21 protein-coding genes are annotated in these 23,532 nt (G+C 71.4%); 6 read left to right on the top strand and 15 right to left on the bottom strand.

The window, feature by feature from the left end; translation table 11 throughout:
* Positions 1 to 15: 15 nt before the first annotated feature.
* The gene (locus ABH935_RS09575) at positions 16 to 579 is read right to left on the bottom strand and encodes a GPP34 family phosphoprotein (protein ID WP_370377453.1); all 564 of its coding nucleotides are present in this window, start codon (positions 577 to 579) and stop codon (positions 16 to 18) included.
* Between the two features lie 267 nt (positions 580 to 846).
* Between ABH935_RS09575 and ABH935_RS09580 the strand changes: the two genes are divergently transcribed.
* The 5 genes from ABH935_RS09580 to ABH935_RS09600 all read left to right on the top strand — a co-directional run bounded on the left by ABH935_RS09580 (position 847) and on the right by ABH935_RS09600 (position 8,231).
* Positions 847 to 2,022, top strand: a complete 1,176-nt coding sequence (locus tag ABH935_RS09580; protein WP_370377454.1) for an ROK family protein — start codon at positions 847 to 849, stop codon at positions 2,020 to 2,022.
* 73 nt (positions 2,023 to 2,095) lie between these two features.
* On the top strand, positions 2,096 to 3,943 hold the full coding sequence (locus ABH935_RS09585) for a CBM35 domain-containing protein (protein WP_370377455.1): 1,848 nt from the start codon (positions 2,096 to 2,098) through the stop codon (positions 3,941 to 3,943).
* A 78-nt stretch (positions 3,944 to 4,021) separates the two neighbouring features.
* Positions 4,022 to 6,403: a glycoside hydrolase N-terminal domain-containing protein gene (locus tag ABH935_RS09590; RefSeq protein WP_370377456.1), complete on the top strand. Its 2,382-nt coding sequence runs from the start codon at positions 4,022 to 4,024 to the stop codon at positions 6,401 to 6,403.
* On the top strand, positions 6,400 to 7,614 hold the full coding sequence (locus ABH935_RS09595; RefSeq protein WP_370377457.1) for an SGNH/GDSL hydrolase family protein: 1,215 nt from the start codon (positions 6,400 to 6,402) through the stop codon (positions 7,612 to 7,614). Before ABH935_RS09590 ends, ABH935_RS09595 begins: the two co-directional genes overlap by 4 nt.
* 368 nt (positions 7,615 to 7,982) lie before the next feature.
* Complete coding sequence (locus tag ABH935_RS09600) at positions 7,983 to 8,231, top strand: hypothetical protein (protein ID WP_370377458.1); 249 nt, start codon at positions 7,983 to 7,985, stop codon at positions 8,229 to 8,231.
* A gap of 30 nt (positions 8,232 to 8,261) precedes the next feature.
* Here the strand turns inward: ABH935_RS09600 and ABH935_RS09605 are convergent, their stop codons facing one another.
* The 4 genes from ABH935_RS09605 to ABH935_RS09620 all read right to left on the bottom strand — a co-directional run bounded on the left by ABH935_RS09605 (position 8,262) and on the right by ABH935_RS09620 (position 11,671).
* Positions 8,262 to 8,660, bottom strand: coding sequence for a VOC family protein (locus ABH935_RS09605; protein ID WP_370377459.1), 399 nt, complete (start codon positions 8,658 to 8,660; stop codon positions 8,262 to 8,264).
* Positions 8,661 to 8,696: 36 nt separating this feature from the next.
* Entirely contained in the window at positions 8,697 to 9,215 is a 519-nt protein-coding gene (locus ABH935_RS09610) for a hypothetical protein (RefSeq protein WP_370377460.1), read from the bottom strand.
* A 106-nt stretch (positions 9,216 to 9,321) separates the two neighbouring features.
* On the bottom strand, positions 9,322 to 11,052 hold the full coding sequence (locus tag ABH935_RS09615; protein WP_370377461.1) for an NAD-dependent malic enzyme: 1,731 nt from the start codon (positions 11,050 to 11,052) through the stop codon (positions 9,322 to 9,324).
* Positions 11,053 to 11,071: 19 nt separating this feature from the next.
* Entirely contained in the window at positions 11,072 to 11,671 is a 600-nt protein-coding gene (locus ABH935_RS09620) for a TetR/AcrR family transcriptional regulator (RefSeq protein ID WP_370377462.1), read from the bottom strand.
* A gap of 60 nt (positions 11,672 to 11,731) precedes the next feature.
* On the opposite strand from ABH935_RS09620, the gene ABH935_RS09625 reads away from it, so the two are divergent.
* Positions 11,732 to 12,241, top strand: coding sequence for a cupin domain-containing protein (locus ABH935_RS09625; RefSeq protein ID WP_370377463.1), 510 nt, complete (start codon positions 11,732 to 11,734; stop codon positions 12,239 to 12,241).
* Positions 12,242 to 12,253: 12 nt separating this feature from the next.
* Here ABH935_RS09625 and ABH935_RS09630 read toward each other — a convergent pair whose 3' ends face one another.
* From ABH935_RS09630 to ABH935_RS09675, 10 genes are all read right to left on the bottom strand, one after another.
* Positions 12,254 to 12,799, bottom strand: a complete 546-nt coding sequence (locus tag ABH935_RS09630) for a CGNR zinc finger domain-containing protein (RefSeq protein ID WP_370377464.1) — start codon at positions 12,797 to 12,799, stop codon at positions 12,254 to 12,256.
* Positions 12,800 to 12,899: 100 nt separating this feature from the next.
* Positions 12,900 to 13,202, bottom strand: a complete 303-nt coding sequence (locus ABH935_RS09635; protein ID WP_194911534.1) for an adhesin — start codon at positions 13,200 to 13,202, stop codon at positions 12,900 to 12,902.
* 140 nt (positions 13,203 to 13,342) lie between these two features.
* Complete coding sequence (locus ABH935_RS09640) at positions 13,343 to 14,908, bottom strand: FAD-dependent oxidoreductase (protein ID WP_370377465.1); 1,566 nt, start codon at positions 14,906 to 14,908, stop codon at positions 13,343 to 13,345.
* A 426-nt stretch (positions 14,909 to 15,334) separates the two neighbouring features.
* A complete protein-coding gene (locus ABH935_RS09645) occupies positions 15,335 to 17,422 on the bottom strand; it encodes an ATP-binding protein (RefSeq protein WP_370377466.1) in 2,088 nt (695 codons plus the stop codon).
* A complete protein-coding gene (locus ABH935_RS09650; RefSeq protein ID WP_370377467.1) occupies positions 17,419 to 18,045 on the bottom strand; it encodes a DUF4255 domain-containing protein in 627 nt (208 codons plus the stop codon). Before ABH935_RS09650 ends, ABH935_RS09645 begins: the two co-directional genes overlap by 4 nt.
* 139 nt (positions 18,046 to 18,184) lie before the next feature.
* The gene (locus ABH935_RS09655) at positions 18,185 to 18,787 is read right to left on the bottom strand and encodes a LuxR C-terminal-related transcriptional regulator (protein WP_370377468.1); all 603 of its coding nucleotides are present in this window, start codon (positions 18,785 to 18,787) and stop codon (positions 18,185 to 18,187) included.
* 328 nt (positions 18,788 to 19,115) lie between these two features.
* Complete coding sequence (locus ABH935_RS09660; protein WP_370377469.1) at positions 19,116 to 20,534, bottom strand: hypothetical protein; 1,419 nt, start codon at positions 20,532 to 20,534, stop codon at positions 19,116 to 19,118.
* A 19-nt stretch (positions 20,535 to 20,553) separates the two neighbouring features.
* On the bottom strand, positions 20,554 to 21,093 hold the full coding sequence (locus tag ABH935_RS09665) for a phage tail protein (protein WP_370352061.1): 540 nt from the start codon (positions 21,091 to 21,093) through the stop codon (positions 20,554 to 20,556).
* Positions 21,090 to 23,069, bottom strand: a complete 1,980-nt coding sequence (locus ABH935_RS09670) for a putative baseplate assembly protein (RefSeq protein WP_370377470.1) — start codon at positions 23,067 to 23,069, stop codon at positions 21,090 to 21,092. Before ABH935_RS09670 ends, ABH935_RS09665 begins: the two co-directional genes overlap by 4 nt.
* A gap of 1 nt (position 23,070) precedes the next feature.
* The gene (locus ABH935_RS09675; protein WP_370377471.1) at positions 23,071 to 23,508 is read right to left on the bottom strand and encodes a GPW/gp25 family protein; all 438 of its coding nucleotides are present in this window, start codon (positions 23,506 to 23,508) and stop codon (positions 23,071 to 23,073) included.
* Positions 23,509 to 23,532 lie beyond the last annotated feature (24 nt).

Consider the following 23,532-nt stretch of genomic DNA (forward strand, 5'->3'; position numbering starts at 1 on the left):
GCGGACCCACCGTGGTCAGCGAAGAGCGGCGAACGAGGCTTCCAGGTCCACTGTCGTCGAAGGGATGGCCCGAAGGCCGTCGTACAGCACCGCGTTCGCGACCGACCGATGCCGACCGCGCCCGCTGCCGACCCACCCGACCAGCAGTTCCAGCCGCCGGCGTGGATCGCGGTGCTTGCGCCCCTTCAGATGCACCTGCGCGCGCCCCATCTGCTCGGCCAGAACGACGAAAGCCAGATCCCTGTCATCAGGATGCTGATCCGAATTGAGGATCCGCACCAACCGGTCCACGGCCCGCTCCAGCGGCCACCGGTCGGCGACCCGGATCCGCGTGTGCCCGAAGTAGCCCTCCCGGCGCACGCTGACCTCCAGGATCCCGAGCTCCCTGGCGGCCTCGACGTACCGTTCCAACCGGCCCGGCGCACGGGTCCGCAGATAGTCGGCCATCGAGTCCGGTGCCGGCCGGCCGCGCCTGGTCTTGTCCAGGAGGTCGGCCAGGACGAGCGTCGGCGCGAGCGCGGGCGTGAAGCGTGGCCGTCCGTCGCGGTCGGGATCGACGGCGAGCAGGAGGAGGTGCATCCCGTTCTCCACACTCCAAAAATACGGAGCCGCCGGAAGGATGTCAGCCCTCGAACAAGGATCGGCGCAAGAGTTCATCCGCGGTTACCGACCGCGTCACACGCCGATGACCCGCTCGATCGGCGGCTGTGGGCCATACCTTCGATCGAATATCGAAAATCAATCGCGGCACTGCTTTCCCAGGTAATCAACGACTAACGATCACTCTTCGCAGAGCACCCACTTCTTTCATTGACAACAGAAAAGAACAGTCCTAGGTTTCCGGCCGTGCACACCACTCCCGCCGACGACCTGGTCCTGACCGCGACGCCCGCCGCGTCCCTGGTCTTCACCACCGTGCTCGCCCACGGACCGATCACCCGGAGCGAGATCGCGCAGCGGGCCGGCCTGTCCGCGGCCGCCGTGACCAAGGCGGTGCGGCCGCTCATGGACGTGGGCTACCTCGTCGAAGACCTCAACGAGGGTGCGCGGTCCGCTCTGGGACGCCCGGCCAATCCGGTCCGGGTGAACGCGGGGCGGGCGTGGTTCATCGGGGTCAAGGTGACCGCCGACGAGATCATCGCCGTCCTGACCGATCTGCGCTGCCGGGTCCGGGCGGCCCGGCACGTCCGGCTCACGGACCGGGAGCCGGAGGCCGTACTCCCGGCCATCACCGCACTGGTCGGGGAACTGTCCACGGAAGCCGACGGACTGGGTGTGCCGGTACGGGGCCTGGGCATCGCCGTCTCCGGTGACGTGGACCGGGCCGAGGGCGTGGTCCGCTACTCGCCGTTCCTGGAGTGGCGGGACGTGCCGCTCGCCGAGATCGCCGCCACGGCCACCGGGCTGCCGGTCACGGTCGACAACGACGTCCGGGCCCTCACCGTCGCCGAGCAGTGGTTCGGGGCCGGGGTCGGGCTGTCGGACTTCGCGCTGGTGACCGTGGGCGCCGGCATCGGCTGCGGCCTCGTGGTCCACGGACGCGTGGTGTCGGGCACGCACGGGGTGGCCGGAGAGATCGGCCATCTGCCCATCGAACCGCTCGGTCCGCAATGCCACTGCGGCAACTACGGGTGCGTCGAAGCCATCGCGGCGGACCCGGCGATCCTGCGCGACGTCCGCGAGGCCTCGGGGGAACCCGTGGCCACCGTGGCCGACGCACTGGAGATGGCCCGGCGCGGAGACCCGGGGGCCCGCGCGGTCTACGCCCGGGCCGGCGCGGCGATCGGCCGGGCCATCGGCTGCGTCGTCAACCTGTTCGGCCCGGACCGGGTGATCATCTCCGGCGAGGGGCTGGCCGCCTACGACCTGTTCGCCGACGGGATCCGCGAGGCGTTCGTCGCGGCGGCGTTCGGCACCGCGGCCCAGTGCGACCTGATGACACGGCCGCTGTCGTTCGAGGAGTGGGCTCGCGGCGCCGCGGCGACCTCGATCCAGTCCTTCATCGGCTCGGACACGCAGTAACACGCACTAAGCAGTCCAAGGCAGTCCCAGCACCAAAAAACCTATCTCCCACCCCACACAGGAGGTTCGACCCATGCGGTCATCCTCGTACCCCCGCCTGCCCAAAATCGCGAGAGCCGCGCTGGTCCTGGTCTCCGCGGGCACGGTCGCTGCAGTCATCCCCGCAGCGACCGTGCAAGCCGGCACCCACAGCTCTGCCACCCGAACAACCGCGACCACCACCGCGACCACCACCGCGACCACCATGGCCGCCACGCCCTACATGGGTTGGTCGAGCTGGAGCATGCAGTCCTCGTCGTATCCGGGCCTGAACACCAACGGCAGCTACAGCTACCTGGCCGAGGCCAACGTCCTGAAGCAGACCGACGCCTTGGCGGCCAACCTCAGCGCCTACGGTTACAACTACGTCAACATCGACGCCGGCTGGTGGCGCGACAACACCTGGAAGCCGGAGTACGACCAGAACGCCCGGCAGGCCCCCGATCCGGTCCGCTTCCCGAACGGGATGAAGCCGGTCGCAGACCACATACACGCCAAGGGACTCAAGGCCGGGATCTACCTCCCCGTCGGCCTGGAGAAGGAAGCCTACGGCGGTGGCACCGTCCCGATCTGGAACGCCCCGGGCTGCACCACGGCCGACATCGTCTATCCGGACCTGCGCACCACCAACGGCTGGGACAGTTCCTACAAGCTGAACTTCGCCAACGCCTGCGCGCAGAAGTACGTCGACTCCCAGGCGCAGATGCTCGCCGACTGGGGCTACGACTTCCTCAAGGTCGACGGCGTCGGGCCCGGCTCGGGCAAGTCCGGCGACAACTACGACAACACCCCGGACGTGGCCGCCTGGAACCAGGCCATCGCCGCCACCGGCCGCCCCATCCACCTGGAGCTCTCCTGGTCGCTCGACCGGGGCGCCGCCGCCACCTGGAAGCAGTACTCGAACGGCTGGCGCATCGACACCGACGTCGAGTGCTACTGCAACACGCTGGTCACCTGGGACAACTCGGTCAAGGCCCGCTGGAACGACGCCCCGGTGTGGAGCGACGTGGCCGCCCCCGGCGGTTGGAACGACCTGGACTCCCTCGACGTCGGCAACGGCACGATGGACGGCCTGACCAACGCCGAGCGGCAGAGCTACGAGACGCTGTGGGCCATCAACAAGTCCCCGCTGTTCACCGGCGACGACCTCACCCAGCTGGACAGCTACGGCCTGTCGTTGCTGACGAACCGCGAGGTCATCGCCGTCGACCAGAGCAGTGCGCCGGTCGCCCGGCCGATCAGCACGATGGGCGACCAGCAGGTCTGGGCCACCAAGAACGCCGACGGCAGCTACACCGTCGCGCTGTTCAACCTCGCCGGCGCGCCTGAAGCCGTCACGGCCTACTGGGCCGCCCTCGGATTCCAGGGCGACGCCGCGGTACACGACCTGTGGAACCACCAGGACCTCGGCAGCTACCGCACCCAGATCACCGAGGCGCTGCCCGCGCACGGCTCGCGGCTGTTCACCGTGCGGCCCGCCGGCAGCACCCTGACCACCACCGCCTACGAGGCCGAGTCCCCGAACAACACGCTGTCCGGCAGCGCCGCGATCGTCGCCTGCCCGGAGTGCTCGGGCGGGAAGAAGGTCGGCAACCTCTACGGCACCGCGAAGCTTCAGTTCAACGGCGTCACGGTGAAGAAGGCCGGGATCTACACCATCACCGTCGCCTACGTGGACGGCAGCACCGACCGGACCGCGACCATCTCCTCCAACACCGGCAGCGGCACGAACATCGCCTTCCCGTCGAGCGGTGACTGGAACACCGCCCACTCCATCAGCTTCCAGCTGGGCCTGAACGCGGGCGCCAACACGATCACCTTCGACAGCAACGGGTGGTACTCCCCCGACATCGACAAGATCGACGTCCCCGCGTCCTCCTGACCCGCCGGCGCGGGGCCGGGCCCGGTGACAGGGACCGGGCCCCGCGCCGTCCATCCCTCACGTACGGAGTGCACGACCATGGACATCCCTCGCAGAAGCTTCCTGGCCGGCGCCGCAGCCGGCGCGGTCACCGTGTTCGGCGTCCGGCCCGCCTTCGCCGCCACGCCGGCGCCGGTGCGTCCGACGCAATCCCCGCTGCTGGCCCCGGCTCAGGCCGCGAAGAACCAGCTGTGGTGGCAGGCGCCCGCCTCCCCCTCCTCGATGATGACGCAGGGCCTGCCGATCGGGAACGGCCGGCTCGGGGCGCTGGCGAGCAACGACCCCGGCTCCGAGTTCCTGACGATCACCGACGACACGCTGTGGACCGGCGGCCGCAACGACTCGCTGCAGAGCGACGGCCAGTTCCCCTACAGCGCGAACGATTTCGGCTCCTTCGCCCTGCTCGCGCAGCTGACCGTCGCCGTCCCGGCCCATGACCTGAGCGTGGTCAACAACTACCGGCGCACGCTCGACCTGGCCCAGGGGCTGCTGACGACGTCGTACGACGTCAACGGCGTCACCTACCAGCGGCAGATCTTCGCCAGCCGACCTGACGACGTCATAGTCCTGCGATTCACGCAACATGGCGGCGGCACGTACAACGGCACCGTCTCCCTGGCCGGTACGCACGGCGAATCCACTTCCGTCGACAGTTCCCAGATGCTCGCCTCGTTCGGTGGCACGCTCGCCAACGGTTTGACGTATGGCGCGGCCCTCACGGCTCAGAGCAGCACTGGCACGGTCGCCGTCAACGGGACGTCGCTGTCCTTCGCCGACTGCCGGGACCTCACGATCGTCGTCAGCGGCGGCACCGACTACGCGCCGGACTTCGCGGCGGGTTTCCGGAACCCGGACGCCGATCCGCTCAGCCTGGCGCAGACCAAGGTCCTCGACGCGGTCCAGCAGTCGCCGACGGCTCTGCTGTACACGCACGTCGCCGACTTCCTCGGCGCGTTCGGCACGTTCGCCGTCGACTTCGGCGCGTCGTCCGCGTCCCAGAAGGCGCTGGACACCTGGGACCGGATCCAGGCCCGCGCCCGGGACGACATCCCCGACCCGGAGCTGGAAGCCGCGTACGTGCAGTTCGGGCGCTATCTGATGATCTCCGGGTCCCGGGGCGGTCTACCGCTCAACCTCCAGGGCCTGTGGCTCGACGGCAACAATCCGGCGTGGATGGCCGACTACCACACCGACATCAACCTGCAGATGAACTACTGGATGGCCGACCGCGTCGGGCTGTCCGACTGCTTCGACGCGCTGACCGACTACTGCCTCGCGCAACTGCCCTCGTGGACCGACATCACGCAACGGCTGTTCAACAGCCCGACGAACCGGTACCGCAACTCCAGCGGGAAGATCGCCGGCTGGACCATCGCCATCTCCACCAACCCCTACGGCGGAGGCGGCTGGTGGTGGCATCCGGCCGGCAACGCGTGGCTGTGCCACAACCTGTTCGAGCACTACGAGTACACGCAGGACCGCGCATACCTGGCGAAGATCTATCCGCTGATCAAGGGCGCCGTGCAGTTCTGGGAAGCGCGGCTGATCACGACGACCGTGACGGATCCCTCCGGTGGTACACGGCAAGTCCTGATCGCGGACAGCGACTGGTCACCGGAGCAGGGACCGCTCGACGCCAAGGGCATCACTTACGCGCAGGAACAGGTGTGGAGCCTGTTCAGCCACTACCAGACCGCGGCTCAGGTTCTCGGCCGGGACTCCGGATACAGCCGGACCGTCCAAGGACTTCAGCAGCAGTTGTACCTCCCGGTGGTCAGCCCCACGACCGGGTGGCTGGAGGAATGGATGACCCCTGACAACCTCGGGGATCCCCAGCACCGCCACCTGTCCCCGCTGTTCGGACTGTTCCCCGGCGACCGTATCCGGCCCGACGGTTCGACCCCCGCGGACATCGTCGCCGGCGCGACCGCGCTGCTCACCGCGCGCGGGATGAACAGCTACGGCTGGGCCAACGCGTGGCGCAGCCTGTGCTGGTCGCGCCTGAAGAACTCGCAGAACGCCTACCAGTTGTATGTCAACAACCTGAAGCCGTCGACTGACGGGAGCAACGGCACGGCGCGGAACCTGTTCGACATCCTCAACCTCTCGGCCGGCAGCGGCGCGTTCCAGATCGACGCGAACTTCGGGACTCCGTCCGCGGCCGTCGACATGCTGGTGTACTCCCGTCCCGGGTACGTCGAGTTGCTGCCGGCGCTGCCTGCCGCGTGGGCTGCTTCGGGCTCGGTCACCGGGGTCGGCGTGCGGGGCGGCTTCACGGCCGATATCAGCTGGAAGGGTGGCAAGGTCACCCGGGCCAGGCTGTCCAGCGTCGGCGGTCAGAGCACGACCGTGGTGGTCAACGGCAAGGCGCAGGCCGTGCGCTTGCGGGCCGGGCAGTCCGTCTCCTTGGAGGAGCTGTGAGACGCGCCGTCCTGAGATCCGTCGCAGCCGCCATGGTCGGCCTCGCGCTGACGATCGCGCCGCAGGGCGCCGCGCAGGCGTCCGGGACACGGGTCGGTGCGTGGTCGCCGAGCATGACGACCGGCGGGCCGTCGTTCACCGACCAGACCGTTCGGATGGTCGCGCACAGCAGCGTGGCCGGCTCGGATGCTCGCATCACGCTGTCCAACCGGTACAGCAGCAGCCCGCTCGTGGTGAGCGCGGTGGCGATCGCGCCGCAGGCCAGCGGTGCGACGCCGGTGGGTGGCAGCACCCTGACTGTCACCTTCGGCCGATCCGGCACGGTCACCGTGCCCGCCGGGCAGGAGATGGTCAGCGACGCCGTTCCGATCACGGTCAGCGCCGGGGAGAACCTGCTCGTCAGCCTCTACCTGCCCGGCCCGACCGGCACCTCCACCTGGCACTCCGACGCCTTCGACACGACGTACCTCGCCTCCGGCGACCACAGCGGCGACGAGAGCGCGGCGGCGTTCGGCAGCACGACGACCTCCTGGTACTACCTGGCCGGGCTCGACGTCGTCCCGGCGACGGCTCGGGGCACCGTGGTGGCGTTCGGCGACTCGATCACCGACGGCTACCACTCCTCGACCGGGACGTACACCCGCTGGCCGGACCTGCTGGCCGACCGCCTCGGCGCGGGGCCGGCTCCGCAGCGGCTGAGCGTCGTGGACGCCGGGATCGGTGGCAACCGGGTGCTGACCGACGTGCCGAACATCTGGCAGGGTGTCAGCGCCCTCAAACGCTTCGGGCACGACACGCTCGGGCAGCCCGGGGTGAAGGACGTGATCCTGCTGGAGGGCATCAACGACATCGGGAACAACGCCGGCCCCGGCGGCGCGCCGCTGACCGCGCAGGATCTGATCGCCGGCTACCAGACACTGATCGCGCAGGCGCACGCGGCGCACGTGCGGATCATCGGCGGGACGCTGATGCCGATCAAGGGCAACGGGTACTACACACCCACCGCCGAGACGCTGCGGCAGACCGTCAACGAGTGGATCCGGACGAGCGGCGCGTTCGACGGCGTCGTCGACTTCGACCAGACGATGCGGGACCTGAACAACATCGCGTCGCTGAATCCTGTGTACGACTCCGGCGACCACCTGCATCCCAATGACGCGGGGATGAAGGCGATGGCGGACGCGATAGATCTGCAGCTGCTGCGGGAGTGATCGAAATGAAGGAGCTGATCGGGGCGGATGACGATCTGCCCCGATTCGTCAGTTGACGACGAGGTCAGTCCATCGTCGACCAGGATTTCCGTGCCGACCCGCCGACCACCCCCTCCCCGGCACGTCGACCGGATGGACCAGCACGCTCGGCGGCACGTCTTCACAGCTCGCGCAGGTGTCGCTCTCGTTGCGAACCGGCTGCCGGATGGCGGCGGCGGCGTTTACGACGCAGAATCCGGGGCAACCGGTCGCGATCAGTTTGAGTCGCCCATGGCCCGAGTGTGACGAGGCGGTGGTGGATGATGTTCGGCCCGGCAACCTGGCGTCGGTATCGTGCGGCGAGGCAGAAGGCGGCATGCGAACGCCTGATGCGGGAGCTGTGCGGCCGGGCGCTGGTCCGCGAGGCCGAGGACCTCGTGGAGACGGTGTGGATCGAGGGCCTGGACCGCGCCGAGCACGCCGATCCCACCGTGCGCCTGATCCTGGAACGCGAGCGCGCCGCTTTCGTGCGCGCCGCCCGGCGTCGCGCGGCCGAGGCGGACAAGGACCAGCGACGGCTGGCGGCGGTGACCGCCGAGATGGTGCAGCTGACGCGGACCGGGCCGCCCGCCGACTGAGTCTGACGGACCGCGCAGATCCGAGGTGACTCAGACGTCGGATTCGAGCGCGAACGTGTTGCCGTCCGGATCCTGGAACCACGCGATCCGCCCGCCGCCGGCCCGCGGCGTGATCCCCCGCGCGTCGTGCTCGAACTGCTCATACCGCGTGAACTCCACGCCGGCCGCGGTGAGCTCGCCGACGATCCGGTCGAGGTCGTCGACGTACCAGACGGCCAGCGTCGCCGCCGTCGTCCCGGCGGTCGCCGACTGGTACACGTTCAGCGCCGGCCCGCCGCCGGATGCGTAGATGCGCGCGCCGCCTGCGATGTGGGCGCTCGGCACGGTTTTCACCACCGGCAGGCCGAGCTTGCCTTCGTAGAAAGCGACGGCCTGCTGAATGTCGGAGACGGCGATCGAGGTTCGGAGTTCGTATTCGCTCAAGGGCATGAAAACCACTTTCTCACAGCACGAAGAAACTCCGCCCTACACCAGCGGGAACTCCGCCACATGCTCCCTGGTCAGCAGCAGGTCCAGACCCGCGAAGCCGAGCCCTGCGACGTAGTCGACCGGCACGGCGACGTGCTTGCGGTGCCACAGATGCCCGGCGGTCACCAGCACGTGCGTGATCGCGCCGTCCCCGCAGCGCACGACCAGCCCCAGAACGCGCCCGACGTCGCCGTCCAAAGCCTGCACATGCTCCCCCCGCCGGATCCGGGTCTGCGCGTCGGGCACGCTCGGCGTCACCGCCGGAGCCTCGACGTCGCGCACCCGCGCGGCCGGAAGCCGGTTGAACCCGAAGCGGTCGCAGTCCAGCAGCACGCCGTATGCCGTGGGCCGCGCCGACGAGGCCGCGACCAGCCGCGCACCGCCGCCGACCGAGCACACGACCAGGTCGGTCAGGCGCGGGACGTCCGGTTCGACGACGAACTGCAGCAGCTCCCCGCAGTCGGCGTCGGAGCAGTACACCCTGCTCCCCAACTCGAATATCGCGGAATCGCTCATCGCCGCACTCCTCGACCCGTGGGTCTCTTTCGAATATACGGCGCTGCTCAGGCGAGCAACAGAGCGATCAGGCCGGTCAGGACGGTCAGACCCGCCAGGGGCGCGGTCAGATGGCGACGATCTCCGGATACACCGGCTGCCACATCGCCGCCCGCACCTGCTTCTCGATCCCGTCCCCGACCTCGGCCCCGGCCACTCCCGCCGCGGCCGCCGCCCGCGCCACCGCGACGGCGACCGCCACCGACGTCTCGCGCAGCTGAGGCACTGGCGGCAGGATAGGCGCGCCGGGCGTGTCGGTGTCCACGCGGTCGGCGACGGCCTGGGCCGCGGCGGCGAGCATGCCGTCGGTGACGCGCGAGGCCCGCGCGACGATGGCCCCCAGGCCGAGGCCCGGGAAGACCAGGGCGTTGTTCGCCTGCGCGATCTGGTAGGTCACGCCGTCCCGCTGGACCGGGTCGAAGGGACTGCCGGCGGCGATCAGCGCCCGGCCGTCGGTCCAGTCCAGCAGGTCGGCCGGGGTGGCCTCGGCCAACTCGGTGGGGTTCGACATCGGCAGGATCAGCGGCCGGTCGGTGTGCGCGGCCATGGCGCGCACGATCGGCTCGGTGAAGGCGCCGCCGCGGCCGGAGGTGCCGATCAGGATCGTCGGGTGGACGCGGTCCACGACCTCGGCCAGGGTGACGCCGTTCCGGTCGGCGTCGTGGGCCCAGTCCGCGCTCTCGGCGGCGGGCCTGGCGTAGCGGACTTGGAAGTCGCGCAGAGTGTCCTGGTCGTCGGTCAGAAGGCCGTAGCGGTCGACGCACCAGATCCGCGCCGTCGCCTCCTCCGGAGACAGACCATCGCCATGCAGGGCCTCGCGCAGGTCGTCGGCGATCCCGACGCCGGCGCTGCCCGCGCCGAACACCACGATGCGGTGCTCGCGCAGCGGCCGGCCGCTGGCCGCGACGCCGGCCAGGACCGCGGCGAGGGTGACCGCGCCGGTGCCCTGGATGTCGTCGTTGAAGGTGAAGACCTTGTCGCGGTAGCGGTCCAGGATCCGGTGCGCGTTCGCCGTCCCGAAGTCCTCCCAGTGCAGCAGCGCGTTCGGGAACAGGTGCCCGGCGGCCTGCACGTAGGCGTCGATGAACTCGTCGTACGCCTCGGGGTCCACCCGCGGGTGCCGGTTGCCCAGGTAGCCGGGATCGTCCAGCAGTTCCTGGCGGTTGGTGCCGACGTCCAGCATCACCGGCAGCACCCGGGCCGGGTCGATGCCCGCGGCGGCGGTGTAGACGACCAGCTTGCCGACCGCGATGTCGACGCCGCCGACACCCCAGTCTCCGATGCCCAGGATCGCCTCGCCGTCGGTGGCCACGATCAGGTCCACGTCCTCCGGTCCGAGCCCGGCGGCGCTCAGCGAGCGCTCGATGTCCTGCGGCGCGTCCACCGACAGGTACACGCCGTGCGGCCTGCGGTATTCGGCGTTGTAGTGCTGGATCGCGGTGCCGACGGTCGGGGTGTAGACGATCGGCAGGATCTCGGCCAGATGCTCGGTGACCAGGCGGTAGAACAGGACCTCGTTGCGGTCGCGCAGCGCGGCCAGCGAGACGTACTTCTCCAGCGCCGTCGGCTGGGACCGGAACTGCTCGTAGACGCGCGCCGCCTGCTGGTCCTGGGTGACCACGGCCTGCGGCAGCAGCCCGACCAGGCCGAGGGCGTGCCGCTCGGCGAGGGTGAAGGCGGTGCCGCGGTTCAGGCGCGGATCGGTCAGGACCGAGCGGCCCCGGGCCATCGTCGCCAAGCGCCTGACCTGCTCTGTCCCCGTGCCGTGCGCGCTGTGCGCGTCACCCTGGTTCGTCACGGAACCAGCATCTGCCCCATCAAGGGCGGGCTGCAACTAAGGGGGCTAAGGGTTCATCCCGTGGCCTCGCGCCGTCCCGGACGAGGGACAGCAAGCGGAGCGTATCGGCCGCCGGGGCACCAGCTGTCGCCCCGGCGATCGCGTTGACGACGACCAGAAGGTCGGCGACGGAGACGTCGGCGCGCGCCGAACCGGCTGCCACGGCCGAGCGCAGCAGCGCTTCGCCGGCGGCCTCCAGGAGCGTGAAGCTCTCGGCGCGTGACGTTGAGGTGGCGGCGCCGTCGCGGATCAGCTGTGAGAGCGCATCATCGGCGGCGCAGTGCACCGCGACGTGGGCGAGCCAGTCCCACAGGGCCTCGGCCGGCGGACGGCTCGCGGCGGTGTCCCGGCCGTCCTGGCAGAGCTGGGTGACGTCGTCGAGGAAGACCGCGTCCAGCAGCGACTGCCTGGTGGGGAAGCGTCGGCGCAGGGTGGCCGAGCCGACCTTGGCCACGCGGGCGATCTCCTCGAAGGAGGCGTCGGCGCCGTCGCGGCGGAACACCTCGGCGGCGGCCTCGATGACGGCCGCGCGATTGCGGGCCGCATCTGCCCTCAACGTGTGCGGGCTCTTGGTGTTCACAGCGCTATAGCCTAACTGGCGGACCCCGCCACTTATCCCCGATTTCCAGAAGGAGACCCCATGAGCCTGGCACACATAGCCCGCGCAGGGCAGGAGCAGCAGCTGGCCTGGATCGCCGGCACCGTGCACCGCATCGTGCTCGACGCCGCCGCGACCGAGGGCCGGCTGGCCGCGGTCCGCTCCACCATGAAGGGCGGCGCCGCCTCGCCGGTCCACGTGCACGAGCGCGAGGACGAGACGGTGTTCGTGCTGTCCGGCACGGCCGTGGTCTGGGCCGGTGACCGGCGCTGGGAGCTGTCCTCCGGGGACACCGCGTTCCTGCCCCGGGGCCTGCCGCACACCTACCTGTTCACCTCCGACACCGCCGAGCTGCTCACCGTGTGCAACCCGGCGGGGATGGAGGAGTTCTTCCGGGCCGCCGGGTGGGACCTGGCCGATCCGATGCCCGAGGACTGGGCCGTCGACGTCAGGTCGCTGGGCGGGATCGGCGCGGAGGCGGGGCAGATCGTCCTCGGCCCGCCGCTGAGGGCCGAGGACGCGATGCCGGAGGCGTACCTCCAGCGTTCCTAAGCAGTTCGGTTCCTAAGCGTCGCTGCGCTTGCGTGCCCGATACGCCGCGACGTTGGCCCTGGTCGCGCACTTGTCCGAGCAGTAGCGCCGGGAGCTGTTCGTGGTGGTGTCCACGAACACCTTCCGGCACGGCAGCGCTTCGCACAGCCCCAGCCGCTCGGGGCCGCGCTCGGCGATCGTGTACGCCAGGCCGAAGGCCGCCCCGGTCACGTAGGACCGGGCCGGCCCCCTCGGTTCGTCGGTGAGGTGCAGGTGCCAGTCGCCGTTCATGTGGTCGCTGATCGTCGCCGAGACCGGGAAGTCGCACAGCAGCTTGTTCAGGGCGTCGGTGGCGCGCTCCACCCGGCCGGTGGCCGCGAGCTCGAAGACCCGCCGCAGCCGGGGCCGGGCCTCGCGCAGCTCGTCCAGGCCCTCCTCGGCCGCGGTGCGGGACACGTTCCAGCCCTGCGGCATCAGGCGGCACACGTCGTCGCACGATTGCAGCCGGTCCAGGCCGGCCCCGTGGTCGTCCGTGTTCACCAGCTCGACTGCTCGGTCGGCGTAGGCGAGGAGCTTCATGCCGGGCCCGTTGCCCGGAAATCGGTGGTCGATTCGAGAACGACGAAACTCGCGAATCGTTCGATCATCGGACAAAAGGTCCCGGCACACACCGAGACGGCTACAACCCCGGCTCCCCGACCACGAACTTCACGCTCCCGTCGACGTCCACCGTCGCGTCGAGCTCCCGGCCGTCGAGCACGGTCGCGGCCGTGGACTCCAGGAAGATGCGCGCCGGACCGGACTCCACGACCTGGTCGCCGGCGTCGGGGCCGGTGGCCAGCGACGCCGAGAACTGGTCCTGGTTGCCGTTCAGGCTCGGGTCGGCGGCCACGATGCGCAGCCCGGCGGTGTCCGGTGGGAGTTCGGAGTTCGAGGTCAGGACCTGAATGGCGGCCGCGGCCCGATCGGTGAGAGACAGCACGACATCCTCCAGGTGCTGGGACGTTCGGAGAAACCCACGGATCCATGGGTTCCCCCTTGGTTACCCGATCACGGCCGGTCAAACGTCCGCGGAACGAGCCAAAACTGCGGTGCGATCATCACACCTTCAGGGTGCGTCCATCACTCCGCCGCCGCCAGTGCCAGATAGGCCCGGGCCGGAGCCAGCGGCTCGACGGCTGGGCCCTGCAGCAGCGCGCCGTCCGGGGCGAAGCGGGATCCGTGGCACGGGCACTCCCAGGTCTTCTCCGCGTCGTTGAAGCCCACGGTACAGCCGCGGTGCGGGCACAGCGCCGAGACCATCCGCAGCAGCCCGCTCTCGTCGCGGTAGGCCGCGCAGTGCTCGCCGCCGACCTCCACCACCGCGCCCTCGCCGGGGCGGATCGCGTCCAGCGCCTGCCGCTCGTCGGGTTCGACGCGGTGCCGGACGATCGAGCGGACCGGACCGCTCCAGGTGTCCTCCGGCCGCAGGTCCTGTTCCAGCCGTATCGGCGCGAACGGCCCGGCCCACGCCGGCAGCCGCTCCCCGCGGATCCCGGCGGTGATCAGGCGCCCGGCCAGCACCGCGTTCGTCGCGTCCCAGCCGCCGAACCCGGTCGCGAGCCACACGCCGCGCCGGTCCGGGGCGGCCGAGGCCCGCCCGATCACCGGCAGGTGGTCGGGGGTCGCATAGTCCTGAGCCGACCAGCGGTACGTCACGTCGGTCAGGCCCACGGCCGCCGCGGCCCACGCGGACAGCCGGGCGTAGCGCTCGGCGATGCCCCCGGAGCCGGGCTCGTGCTGCTCCCCCGAGATGACGACCATGCGGCGGCCGTCAGCTCCGTCAGCCCCGGCAGCTCCGCCAGCCCCGTCGGCCAGCGGCGCGGTACGGACCGATGCGCCGAGGTCGCCGACCGCCGTGTACATCCCGTCCGGGGCCTGCCCGGCGGACACCGGCCCGGCCAGCAACAGCTCACGCCGGGGCCGCAGCGCGCGCCGGACGGCCGAGGGCGCCGCGATCGGGAAGCCGGTGGCGACCACCACGTGCTCGGCGGCGACCGAACCGCCGGACTCGGTCATGACGACGCAGGGTTCTCCTTCGTCGACCGTGACCACGCGGCTGTGTTCGTACACTGTCGAACCGCGCCGCACGAGGTCGCGGGCCAGCGCCAGGAGCAGCTTGCGGGGATGGAACTGGAGCTGGGCCTCGACGCTCATCGCCCCGAGCATCGCCGACGGCAGCCCGCTGCCGGCGCCGTAGACGGCCGGGACGCCGGCCTCGATCGCGGCGGCCCACTCCTCGTGCAGCTCCGGCAGCGCGTGCTCGTCGGCGGCGTAGATGTACGCCGGGCGCCGCTCCAGCTCGCAGTCGGCGTCCAGGGCCTGGGCCACCTGGGCGAGGCGTTCCACGGCGAGGGCCTGCGCCTCGGCGAAGCACCGGGCCGCGTCCGGGCCGGCGGTGCGCGCGATGCGGTCGTAGGCGAGCGTCTGAATCATCGAGGCCTGACCCGCTCCGCCGCCTTTGGCCGCCTCCACGATGCGCCCGGCCTCCAGCAGCGCGACCCGCCGTCCGGTCCGGGCCAGCTCCCAGGCCGTCCACAAGCCGGCGGCGCCGCCGCCGACGACCGCCACGTCGGCTCTACCGCGACCGTCCAGCCTCGGGTACCCCGTCTCGCCGCCGCTGTCGGTCCAGTAAGCCTCGTCGGTCATGGACGCCGGGTAACCGACCTGAAGCAGTTGAAACCCCGTTCACCCACATAGACGCAAGGCGGCCGTCGGCGGTCGTCGGCGGCCAACGAGCACGCCGCCGACGGCCGCCACGCTCACCGACGCCGCAGTGCGTCCACACTCACGGCCATGAGCAGCAGCGTGATGATGACGAGCATTCCGTTCCCGGCCTGGATGGCTCCGACCATCAACAGTCCACCGGCGATGAAAACCATTAGCATGAGCCCCGAGGGACGTCCTCTTGACGCAGCCACAGCGGCCTCCTTCCGGTCGAGACCGACAGATGCGCACATCTTGTCGACTTCGACCCTAACCGCGTGGCGCCGCACGCACTGTTTGTGCGTGCGGCGGCTCAGGTTGAGGCAAGCCTGCCCTTAATCTCCGCGATCGCGTCCTGACACAGTCGGCTCAGAACTCCAGGCCCACCAGGTCCTCCTCCGACAGCCGGCCCATCTTGCGGTACTCCCTGCGGGCCCCGGTGAGCAGATCCTCCCCGCTCACCGAACGCCCCTCGGCCGCCGCGAGGTACGCCGCGGTGGTGGCGGCGGCCCGGATCGCGCCGCCGGCCAGCTCGAAGCGGTCGGCGACCGGGGCCAGGGCCGAGCCGTCGGCGACGTCGGGCTCCAGCGGGACCGGCCCGGCCAGGCAGCGCTGCCACAGGGCCTTGCGCAGCGCGGCGTCGGGGAAGGGGAAGTCGACGATCAGGTCGAAGCGCCGGGTGAAGGCGTCGTCGATGTTGGCGCGCAGGTTGGTGGTGAGCAGGGCGACGCCGTTGAAGGATTCCAGGCGCTGCAACAGATAGGCGCTCTCCATGTTGGCGTAGCGGTCGTGCGCGTCCTTGGTCTCCGAGCGCTTGCCGAAGACCGCGTCGGCCTCGTCGAACAGGATGACCGCGTCGACCCGGTCGGCCTCGGCGAACAGGCGCTCCAGGTTCTTCTCGGTCTCGCCGACGTACTTGTCGACCAGGGCGCTGAGTTCGACCACGTACAGGTCCAAGCCCAGCTCGCCAGCCACTACCTCGGCCGCGAGGGTCTTGCCGGTGCCGGACTCCCCCGCGAACAACGCCGCGACGCCGCGTCCCCGTCCGCCGCCGGTGCGCAGGCCCCAGGCGCCCAGGACGCGGTCGCGGTTGCGGACGCGGTCGACGAGCTCGCGCAGGCGCGCGCCCTCGGTCTGCGGCAGGACCAGGTCGGGCCAGCCGACGGCGGGTTCCACGTGCCGGACGCCGGGTCCCATGCCGCGGGCGTTCTCCTGGCGCGCGGCGCGGCGGATGTGCGTCTCGTCCGGCTGGCGTCCTTCGAGCGCTGCGAGGGCGCGGGCCGTGCCGGCGGCGCGGGCGATGCCGGTCGCGGTGAGACGGAACGGTGCCACGGTCGCTTCCAGATCCGTGCCGGGGGCGAGGGAACCGAGTTCGGTGCGCCATCGGGCGATCCACTCCGGTGCCCCGCCGGGCGGGGACTCGATGTCCACGACGAGCGGACGCTCCGGCCAGCCGCCCGATTCACGCCGGATCTCGCCGACGAGCAGCACCGGCACCCGGTCCGTGCACAGCGGGCCCGGATCCACGGGCTCGGGCAGGAACACGACCAGGCCGGCGCGGCGCAGGCGGGCTTCGCGGATCAGCGCGGGCACGATCTGGTCGGCGCGCGCCAGGACCTGCTCGGTGAGGGTGATGCCGAGCGCGGGGCGGCCGGCGGCGGCGAACAGGGCCAGGGCGACCGCGTCGGCACTGCCCTTGCGGCGCTCGCGGAGCTGGATCAGGGTGGGACCGGCGCGCAGGAGCTCGACCAGGCCGGGGCGGCGCTCGATTTCGGCGAGGGTCGCGGTGTCGGCGGCGGCTGGATCGGGGGCGGCGGGATCGAGGTTGCGGGTGTCGGAGATGCCGGCGGCGGAATCAATGGCCTGAATCAGGCCGTGCAGGACATCGTCGGGGGTGTCGTCGCCGAGCAGGTGCGCGACCACCCGGTCCGGCACCCGCAGCGCCCGGGACAGCAGCGGCCGATCGGCGTCTTCGAGCTCCAGCAACCCGCCTTCGACCAGCGGTGCTCCGGCCCCGAAGCGGGCACGCGCCACCGGATCCCAGGCGTCGTATCCGCACAGGTCGAGCGCCAGGCCGACCGTGGCGCGCCTTCGGGTCACGTCGTCGTTCAGATAGCCGTAGCAGGACTCGAAGACCCGGTCGAGGTCGGGCGCCAGGGCCAGCACCAGCACCGCCAGGTCGAAGTCGGCGAGCCCGAACGTCACGCTCAGCCCTGCCAGCCGTGGCCACTCGGCGCCTGGAGCCACCACCACCGCCTGCCCGTGCGCCGGGTCGGCGTCCAGCAGCCATTCGACGTGGTCCGCGGAAAGCCGCAGCCCGCGCAGCGGATCGTCGGCGCTCGGGTCCCTCTCCGAGCGCGCGTCGATCAGGTCTCTGACCTGGTCCGCCAGCCGGTCCAGGCAGCGGCGGGCGGCTGCCGCGTCGATGGGGACGTCGGCGGGGATCCCGCCGCTCATCGCTCGATCTTCCCGTAACGGCGCAGCCGCAGCGGCGCCTCGGCCTCCGGTTCGTCGAGCCGGTGGCTGCGCAGTCCGGCGCCCTCGGTGACCGCGGGCCCGACCGGGAGTTCGGGGCCCACCGGGTACGGCGCGGTGATCACCAGGTCCAGGGAGGGCTTGAGGTCGCCGCCGAGCGCCGACCAGATGTCGGCGATGGAGCGGGACTCCTGCGGCGGGGCGGCCGGGGTCATCGGGATCTGCAGGCCCAGGGCGGAGAGTTGGCCGGGGCCTTCGGGGATGGGCAGCGAATCGTGCAGGAGCAGGCAGCCGAGCACCACCGCCAGCAGCCGGTGCTCGTCCTCGGCACGCTTGGTCCAGGCGGTCACCAGGTAGGACAGGCGGAAGTAGCGCGGGGGTTGGCGGCGGCGTACGACGATGCCGCGCTCGTCGCGGATCGCCATGGCGCCGCGCTCGCGGCGGGTCAGGTCTTCGCGGATGTCGTAGAGGTAGGCGTCGACCGTGGGCGTGTTGCGGCGCGCGGCCCAATCCCGGGTCGGGGCGTCGAAGGCGATCTCCACGCCCTTGTCCGGCAGTGAGGTTCGCAGCAGGCTGCGCAACGCCTCGTCGATTTCGGGGATCAAGCTCGGTTCTCTTCCACTCCACTGGCCGCTCTACTCATCGCCACCACATCCTCGGCGCCTGCGGCCGGGGCCTGCCAGGTGCACGGGGACGGCGTGCCGGGCAGTGCCCGATGTCCGGACGGGCAGCGCGATCCGCCCCTCAGGTCCAGCGCAGATAGCCCTCGCGGGCGGCGTGCGCGACCACGTGCGCCCGGTTGCGCAGCTCCAGCCGCGTCATCACGTCGTGCAGCACGCCCTTGATGGTGCGCTCGGAGTAGCACAGCTTCGCCGCTATCTCCTTGGTCTCCATGCCCTCGGACACCAGGCGGATGACGTCCACCTCGCGGCTGGACAGCCCCATCGGCAGCGGCTCGGTGCCGGCGCCGCGGGCCCGCCGGGCCCGGCCGACCTCGCCGAGCAGCCCGCCGAGCAGATCGGCCGGCAGGTCGCCGGCGCCCCGGTCGACCAGCTGCACGGCGCGCACCAGCCGGTCGGCGGTCGCCTCGCGCCGCCAGACCACGGCGGTCACGCCGAGCTCGACCACCTCCAGCAGCTGGGCTTTGTTCATCCGGCTCACCACCAGCACGGTGTACGCGGGCTTCGGCGCGTTCTGGGGGCCGGCGGCCAGCAGCTCGCCGGCGTCGTCGGCGCACATCACGATCAGCGGGTCGCGGCCGGGGCCGTCCTCATCCAGGAGCTCGATCTCGGAACGGTGGTCGAGCAGGTTGACGATCCCGGCGCGGAGCACCGGATCGGCGGCCATCACCACAGTCTGGACGCGTCGCACAGGATGTCCCCCTCACCTTCTCCGGCCAGGGTCGCCGAAGCCGGGACGGCGGCTGCCGCCGCATGAAGGACATCACGGGAACGTTTGCGAAACCAACGCACCTCAACGAAACAGCACGGGAACGCCCACGCCGGCATCCGCGCCTTGATCGAAAACCGCCAGGCGAGGGGGACGTGAGCGGCTCAGGGCCGGACGATGAGAATTATGAGGTTGACGGTGACGGGGCCGGTTCGGCGGCCCCGTCGGCCATGGATGCCAGGGGGTTGGTCCAGTGTTGGCTCAGCCTTGGCTCAGCGACGGCCGTTCAGTGGCGCGTGTAGAACTCCAGCTCCGTGATCGCCGTCTCCACCGCCTTCGGGGGGTTGGCCGAGGTGGGCGGGTACGACGAGGTGACGGTGAGCACCACCTGGCGGATGTCGTCGCCGCGCAACTGGAGCTTCTGGAATCCGGGCTGGTCGTCGAGCGTGAACGTCTTCTTGACCGGGTCGCCCTTGCCCGGGATCGGGATCAGCACGGCGTCGACGGTCTCCGGCGAGCCCTGCGCGCCGAAGGTGTCCGCGGCGGTGCCGGCGCCCGGCGTCAGGCCCATGTCCAGCAGGTTCACCGGCTGGGTGAAGGTCACCGTCAGGCTGGTGCCGTTGCTGTTCTGCGGCGCGAAGCCGCTGCCCCACCAGGTGTCGGAGTAGGTGTCGTGGAGCAGCTTGGCGGCGTGGTTCGGGTCCTCGTTCGAGGCGGTGATGGTCCAGTTGGAGATCTCGTTGGGCTTGGCGAAGTGGTCCCGGACGTTCGTGGAGACCGGCTTGTACTCCTGGACCACGACGACGACCACCACGACCCCCACCGCGGTCCACACCACCGGCCGGATCGCCTGGCCCGGACCGCGCCGCAGCCGGGGCCGCTGACCGGCGTACGGCAGCGGCCGGTTGCGCCAGAAGAAGATCAGCCGCCGCCACCACGACGGACGCCGCGCCTCCACCGGCGCGTACGCCAGGCGCTGGCCGCAGCGCCGGCAGAAGTGCCGCTCCGGAGGGTTGCGGGTCGCGCACCACTGACATTCGATGCCGGCGTCCAGCGCCTCCAGCCGCTCGGAGCCCCTGCGCTGCGGGGCGATCGGCTCGGGCTTGCCGGGCAGCACCGGAAGGATCTCGCTCGGCGCGCTCTGGTCGGCGACCGGGACCAGCAGGGCTCGGGCGCGTTCGGCGCGCTCGGCCTCGGCCTGCTCGCGCTCGGCCTGCTCGGCCTTCTCCGCGGCGGCGCGGGCGACCTCGACCAGGGGCACCGTGTCCGCCTCGTCGGTGACGTGTGGCTCGGGCTCCACAGAGGTCGGCTGACTCTGGACCGGCGCCGACGCGGACACGGACGCTGACACCGACTCGGACGCCGCGATGCGGTCGGCGAAGGACGCGACCGGGTTCGCGGTCAGGCTCGCGGCCGGGTTTGTGTTCGCTGACGCAGCGTCGCGCTGGCTCGGCACCGGGCTCTGACTCGGCACCGGGCTCTGGCTCGCGCCGGAATCCGCCTTCGGGCTCCGGCTCGGGGCGGAGCGCTCGACGGAATCCGGAGCCGATTCCTCGGCCGGCGGCTCGTCGAAGGCTGCCGCGCCGACCGCGACCGGTGCCGGCTTGGCCCGCGTCAGCGCCGCACCGCAGCTGTCGCAGAAGGCCTCCCGCTGGTCGCGCGCACCGCAGTCGGGGCAGGTCAGCTCACTGAGATCGGTGGACATCGGCGGGGAACGCTACCTTTCAGGATTTTTCGACGACGATGGAACACGGCACGTGCGCCGGCCGGACCGAGGCGACGAGCGCCTGCAGCCGGGCCAGGTCGACCGAGCGGGCCTGCGCGGCGGTGAGCCGCACCTCCAGGCGCGGTTCGGGCTCCCCGGGCAGCGGCCCGAGCGGGCGCGCCGACCAGGACATGCCGCCGCTCTCGGTGATCCGGGGCTCGATGCCGAAGCCGAGCCGGACCGCCTCGGCCAGGCCGTGCACGGTGCCGCGGTGCCGGTGCATGGCGGCCGCGCCGGACACCGCCGCGCGCAGGTCGGGGTCGGACTCGTCCCCGGACAGCTCGGCGCCGACCCAGCCGCCGAGCCAGGACACGAAGTCCGGCGGCGCGAGCTCGGGCCGCAGGTAGGCCGCGATGTTGTCCAGCACCGACAGCAGCGGCGCGAACAGGTCGTCCAGGCCGCCGACGAACCGCTGCGCGAAGTCGTCGTCGGCGTAGACGCTCGGCAGCTGCTCGCCGAGCGGGAACGGGCTGCCGAGCCCGTCGACCGCGCCCCTCATCCGCCCACCACCTTCACCCGGTGGTCGTAGGAGAACACCAGGGCCGAGGGGTCCAGCTCGATCCGCTCGGCGGCGTCGCCGCGCTTGCCGGTCAGCGGGTCGGCCGGGTGCAGCCGCACCTCGTCGACCATCTCCACGCCCGGCACGCGCTGCAGCACCGCGTACAGCTCGCCGGAGTGGACCGCGCGGCCGAACGGCCAGCCGTCGCCGGTCGGGCCGCCGGTCAGCGGATCGAGGTAGGAGTACAGGGCGTTGATCGCGCCGGTGCGGACCAGGTCGGTCTCGGCGCCGCGGAACGCGTGCAGCGTCACCGCGGCCGTGACGCCCTGGTAGTACGGCGGGCCCACGGCCAGCCGGGTGCCGATCGGGCGCCGCTCGTCCAGGTAGGCGGCGATCCGGCTGAGCAGTTCGTCGCCCGGGACCAGCTGCTCGAAGCGCAGGAAGCCGCCGACGTCCGGCACCGCCTGCGGCACCACGAGGAGCCGGACCGCGCCGATCCCGGCCTCCTTGCCGTTGAGCTTGGTCTGCTCGTCGACCGACAGGCAGTGGATGCGCGCGGCTTCCGGAGCCGCGCGGCGGGTGAGCTCTTCGTAGTCCCGCACCGTCACCGCGCGGTCCTGGGCCCGCAGCGAGATCGGCGCGCGCACCTTCGCCTCGGCCACCGACTCGCCGTCCACGCCTCCGCGCGCGGCCTCGCGGTTCGCCACGCTGGAGACGTAAGGGATCGAGGTTCGCAGGACACTGAGAGCGCCGCGTGCGACGTTCCCGGACCGGCCGCCGCCGATCCGGTAGGCGGTGGCCCGGATCCGCACGCCCTTGAGCGGGACCGCGCCGTACTGCCGCACGCTCCCGTCGGGCTGCCGCAGCGCCGGGCCGAAGGCGATCTCGCCGGTCACCGGGTCGAGCTGGAAGTGCCGGTCCTCAGGCCCGGAGCCGGCGAAGGTGTCGACGAGCTCCCAGCGCTTCCAGCCCTCGCCGTCGGAGGTGTCAGAGGTGTCGAGCTGGAGCATCGGGTCGTCGACGGCGACCGGTCTGCGGGACAGCCGGAAGCGCTGCCCGGCCACCCCGGAGGACTCGCCGAGGTCTTCGTCCCGGACCGCCTCGGAATGCAGAGCCCTGACAGTGCCGCCCATGGTGCGCGCGGTGGCGCCGCGCAGGCTCGGGCTGACGGCGTAGAACGGCTGCGCCGCACGGGGTTCCAGCACGCGGCAGCGCAGCCACGCCGCCTCGATCCCGGCCAGCCGGGAGACGATGTGCCGGGACGGGACGTGCACGGCCACGTCGCCGGGCCGGTTCAGGCCGCCGGTGTCGTCGGCGTCCACCTCGCACGGCAGCCAGCCGTCGGCCGACCACGCCTCCCAGACCAGCGGCGGCTGCCGCGGGTCCACGCCGACGCCGTCGACCTGGCTGCTCAGCCGCAGCACCGCCAGGCACGAGGGCACCGGCGACGACAGGCCGAAATACAGCGCGTCGCCCGGGGAGGGGGCCGGGGAGAACACCGGCACGTCCTTGCCGTCGAGCACGTCGACGGTGCGGTCGGTGGGGCCGGCGCCGTTGTTCTGCACCACCACCGCGGTCAGCGAGCACGGCACGATCCGCAGCGGCTCGGCGGAGCTGAAGACCAGCGCCTCCTCGGACTCGGTGCGCAGGGTCGCGATCTGCGAGCCGACCGGGACCAGCACCGTGTTCGGCTGCGGTGCGGACAGCCGGAAGGTGACCTCGGCGCGCGCCGGCGCCGGCGGGAACCGGTTGATGCCCAACAGGTCCAGGAACGCCAGGTAGTTCTTGTCCGGGACCCGGTTCAGCCGGTAGACCAGCTGGTCGGCCATGTAGGCCACGGCCTCGATCAGCGTCACGCCGGGGTCGGACACGTTGTGGTCCGTCCACTCCGGGCAGCGCTGTTGGACGTACCGCTTGGCGTCGTCCACGAACTGCTGGAACCGGCGGTCGTCGAGGTTCGGCGAGGGCATAGCCATGTCAGGCTGCTTCCGTATCTGTAGCTGGCGCGGTCCCTGGGCCCTCGTGGTCGGGGATGACGTAGAAGGGGAAGACCAGGGACCGCGGGTTGTTGGTGCCGCGTAGCTGGTAGTGCACGTCGATGTAGAGCACGGTGGGGCGGTCGGGGTCCACGCTGACCTCGACGCCGGTGACCGAGATGCGCGGCTCCCAGCGGTCCAGGCTGGAGCGCACCTCGTGCTGGATGCGGCCCACGGTCTTGTCGTTGACCGGGGCGAAGACCAGGTCGTGGACGGCGCAGCCGAACTCCGGGCGCATCGGCCGCTCCCCCGGCGCGGTGGCCAGGACCAGGCGCATGGCCTCCTCGATCTCCTGGTCGTGGGAGACCAGGCCGATGCGGCCGCCGGCGTCCACGCGCATCGGGAAGCCCCAGCCGGAGCCGACGAATCGCTCACCCATGGCGGATCAGGCCCCTCATGATCA

The organism is Catenulispora sp. GAS73 (assembly GCF_041262085.1).
Lineage (GTDB): Bacteria > Actinomycetota > Actinomycetes > Streptomycetales > Catenulisporaceae > Catenulispora.

Bases quoted from the DNA above. Each gene is read 5' to 3' on its own strand.
- ABH935_RS09660 (WP_370377469.1), bottom strand. From the start codon at position 20,534: ATGTCCACCGATCTCAGTGAGCTGACCTGCCCCGACTGCGGTGCGCGC.
- ABH935_RS09665 (WP_370352061.1), bottom strand. From the start codon at position 21,093: ATGAGGGGCGCGGTCGACGGGCTCGGCAGCCCGTTCCCGCTCGGCGAG.
- ABH935_RS09575 (WP_370377453.1), bottom strand. From the start codon at position 579: ATGCACCTCCTCCTGCTCGCCGTCGATCCCGACCGCGACGGACGGCCA.
- ABH935_RS09645 (WP_370377466.1), bottom strand. From the start codon at position 17,422: ATGAGCGGCGGGATCCCCGCCGACGTCCCCATCGACGCGGCAGCCGCC.
- ABH935_RS09610 (WP_370377460.1), bottom strand. From the start codon at position 9,215: ATGAGCGATTCCGCGATATTCGAGTTGGGGAGCAGGGTGTACTGCTCC.
- ABH935_RS09670 (WP_370377470.1), bottom strand. From the start codon at position 23,069: ATGGCTATGCCCTCGCCGAACCTCGACGACCGCCGGTTCCAGCAGTTC.
- ABH935_RS09630 (WP_370377464.1), bottom strand. From the start codon at position 12,799: ATGAAGCTCCTCGCCTACGCCGACCGAGCAGTCGAGCTGGTGAACACG.
- ABH935_RS09605 (WP_370377459.1), bottom strand. From the start codon at position 8,660: ATGCCCTTGAGCGAATACGAACTCCGAACCTCGATCGCCGTCTCCGAC.
- ABH935_RS09585 (WP_370377455.1), top strand. From the start codon at position 2,096: ATGCGGTCATCCTCGTACCCCCGCCTGCCCAAAATCGCGAGAGCCGCG.
- ABH935_RS09600 (WP_370377458.1), top strand. From the start codon at position 7,983: ATGCGGGAGCTGTGCGGCCGGGCGCTGGTCCGCGAGGCCGAGGACCTC.
- ABH935_RS09625 (WP_370377463.1), top strand. From the start codon at position 11,732: ATGAGCCTGGCACACATAGCCCGCGCAGGGCAGGAGCAGCAGCTGGCC.
- ABH935_RS09640 (WP_370377465.1), bottom strand. From the start codon at position 14,908: ATGACCGACGAGGCTTACTGGACCGACAGCGGCGGCGAGACGGGGTAC.
- ABH935_RS09655 (WP_370377468.1), bottom strand. From the start codon at position 18,787: ATGGCCGCCGATCCGGTGCTCCGCGCCGGGATCGTCAACCTGCTCGAC.
- ABH935_RS09675 (WP_370377471.1), bottom strand. From the start codon at position 23,508: ATGGGTGAGCGATTCGTCGGCTCCGGCTGGGGCTTCCCGATGCGCGTG.
- ABH935_RS09590 (WP_370377456.1), top strand. From the start codon at position 4,022: ATGGACATCCCTCGCAGAAGCTTCCTGGCCGGCGCCGCAGCCGGCGCG.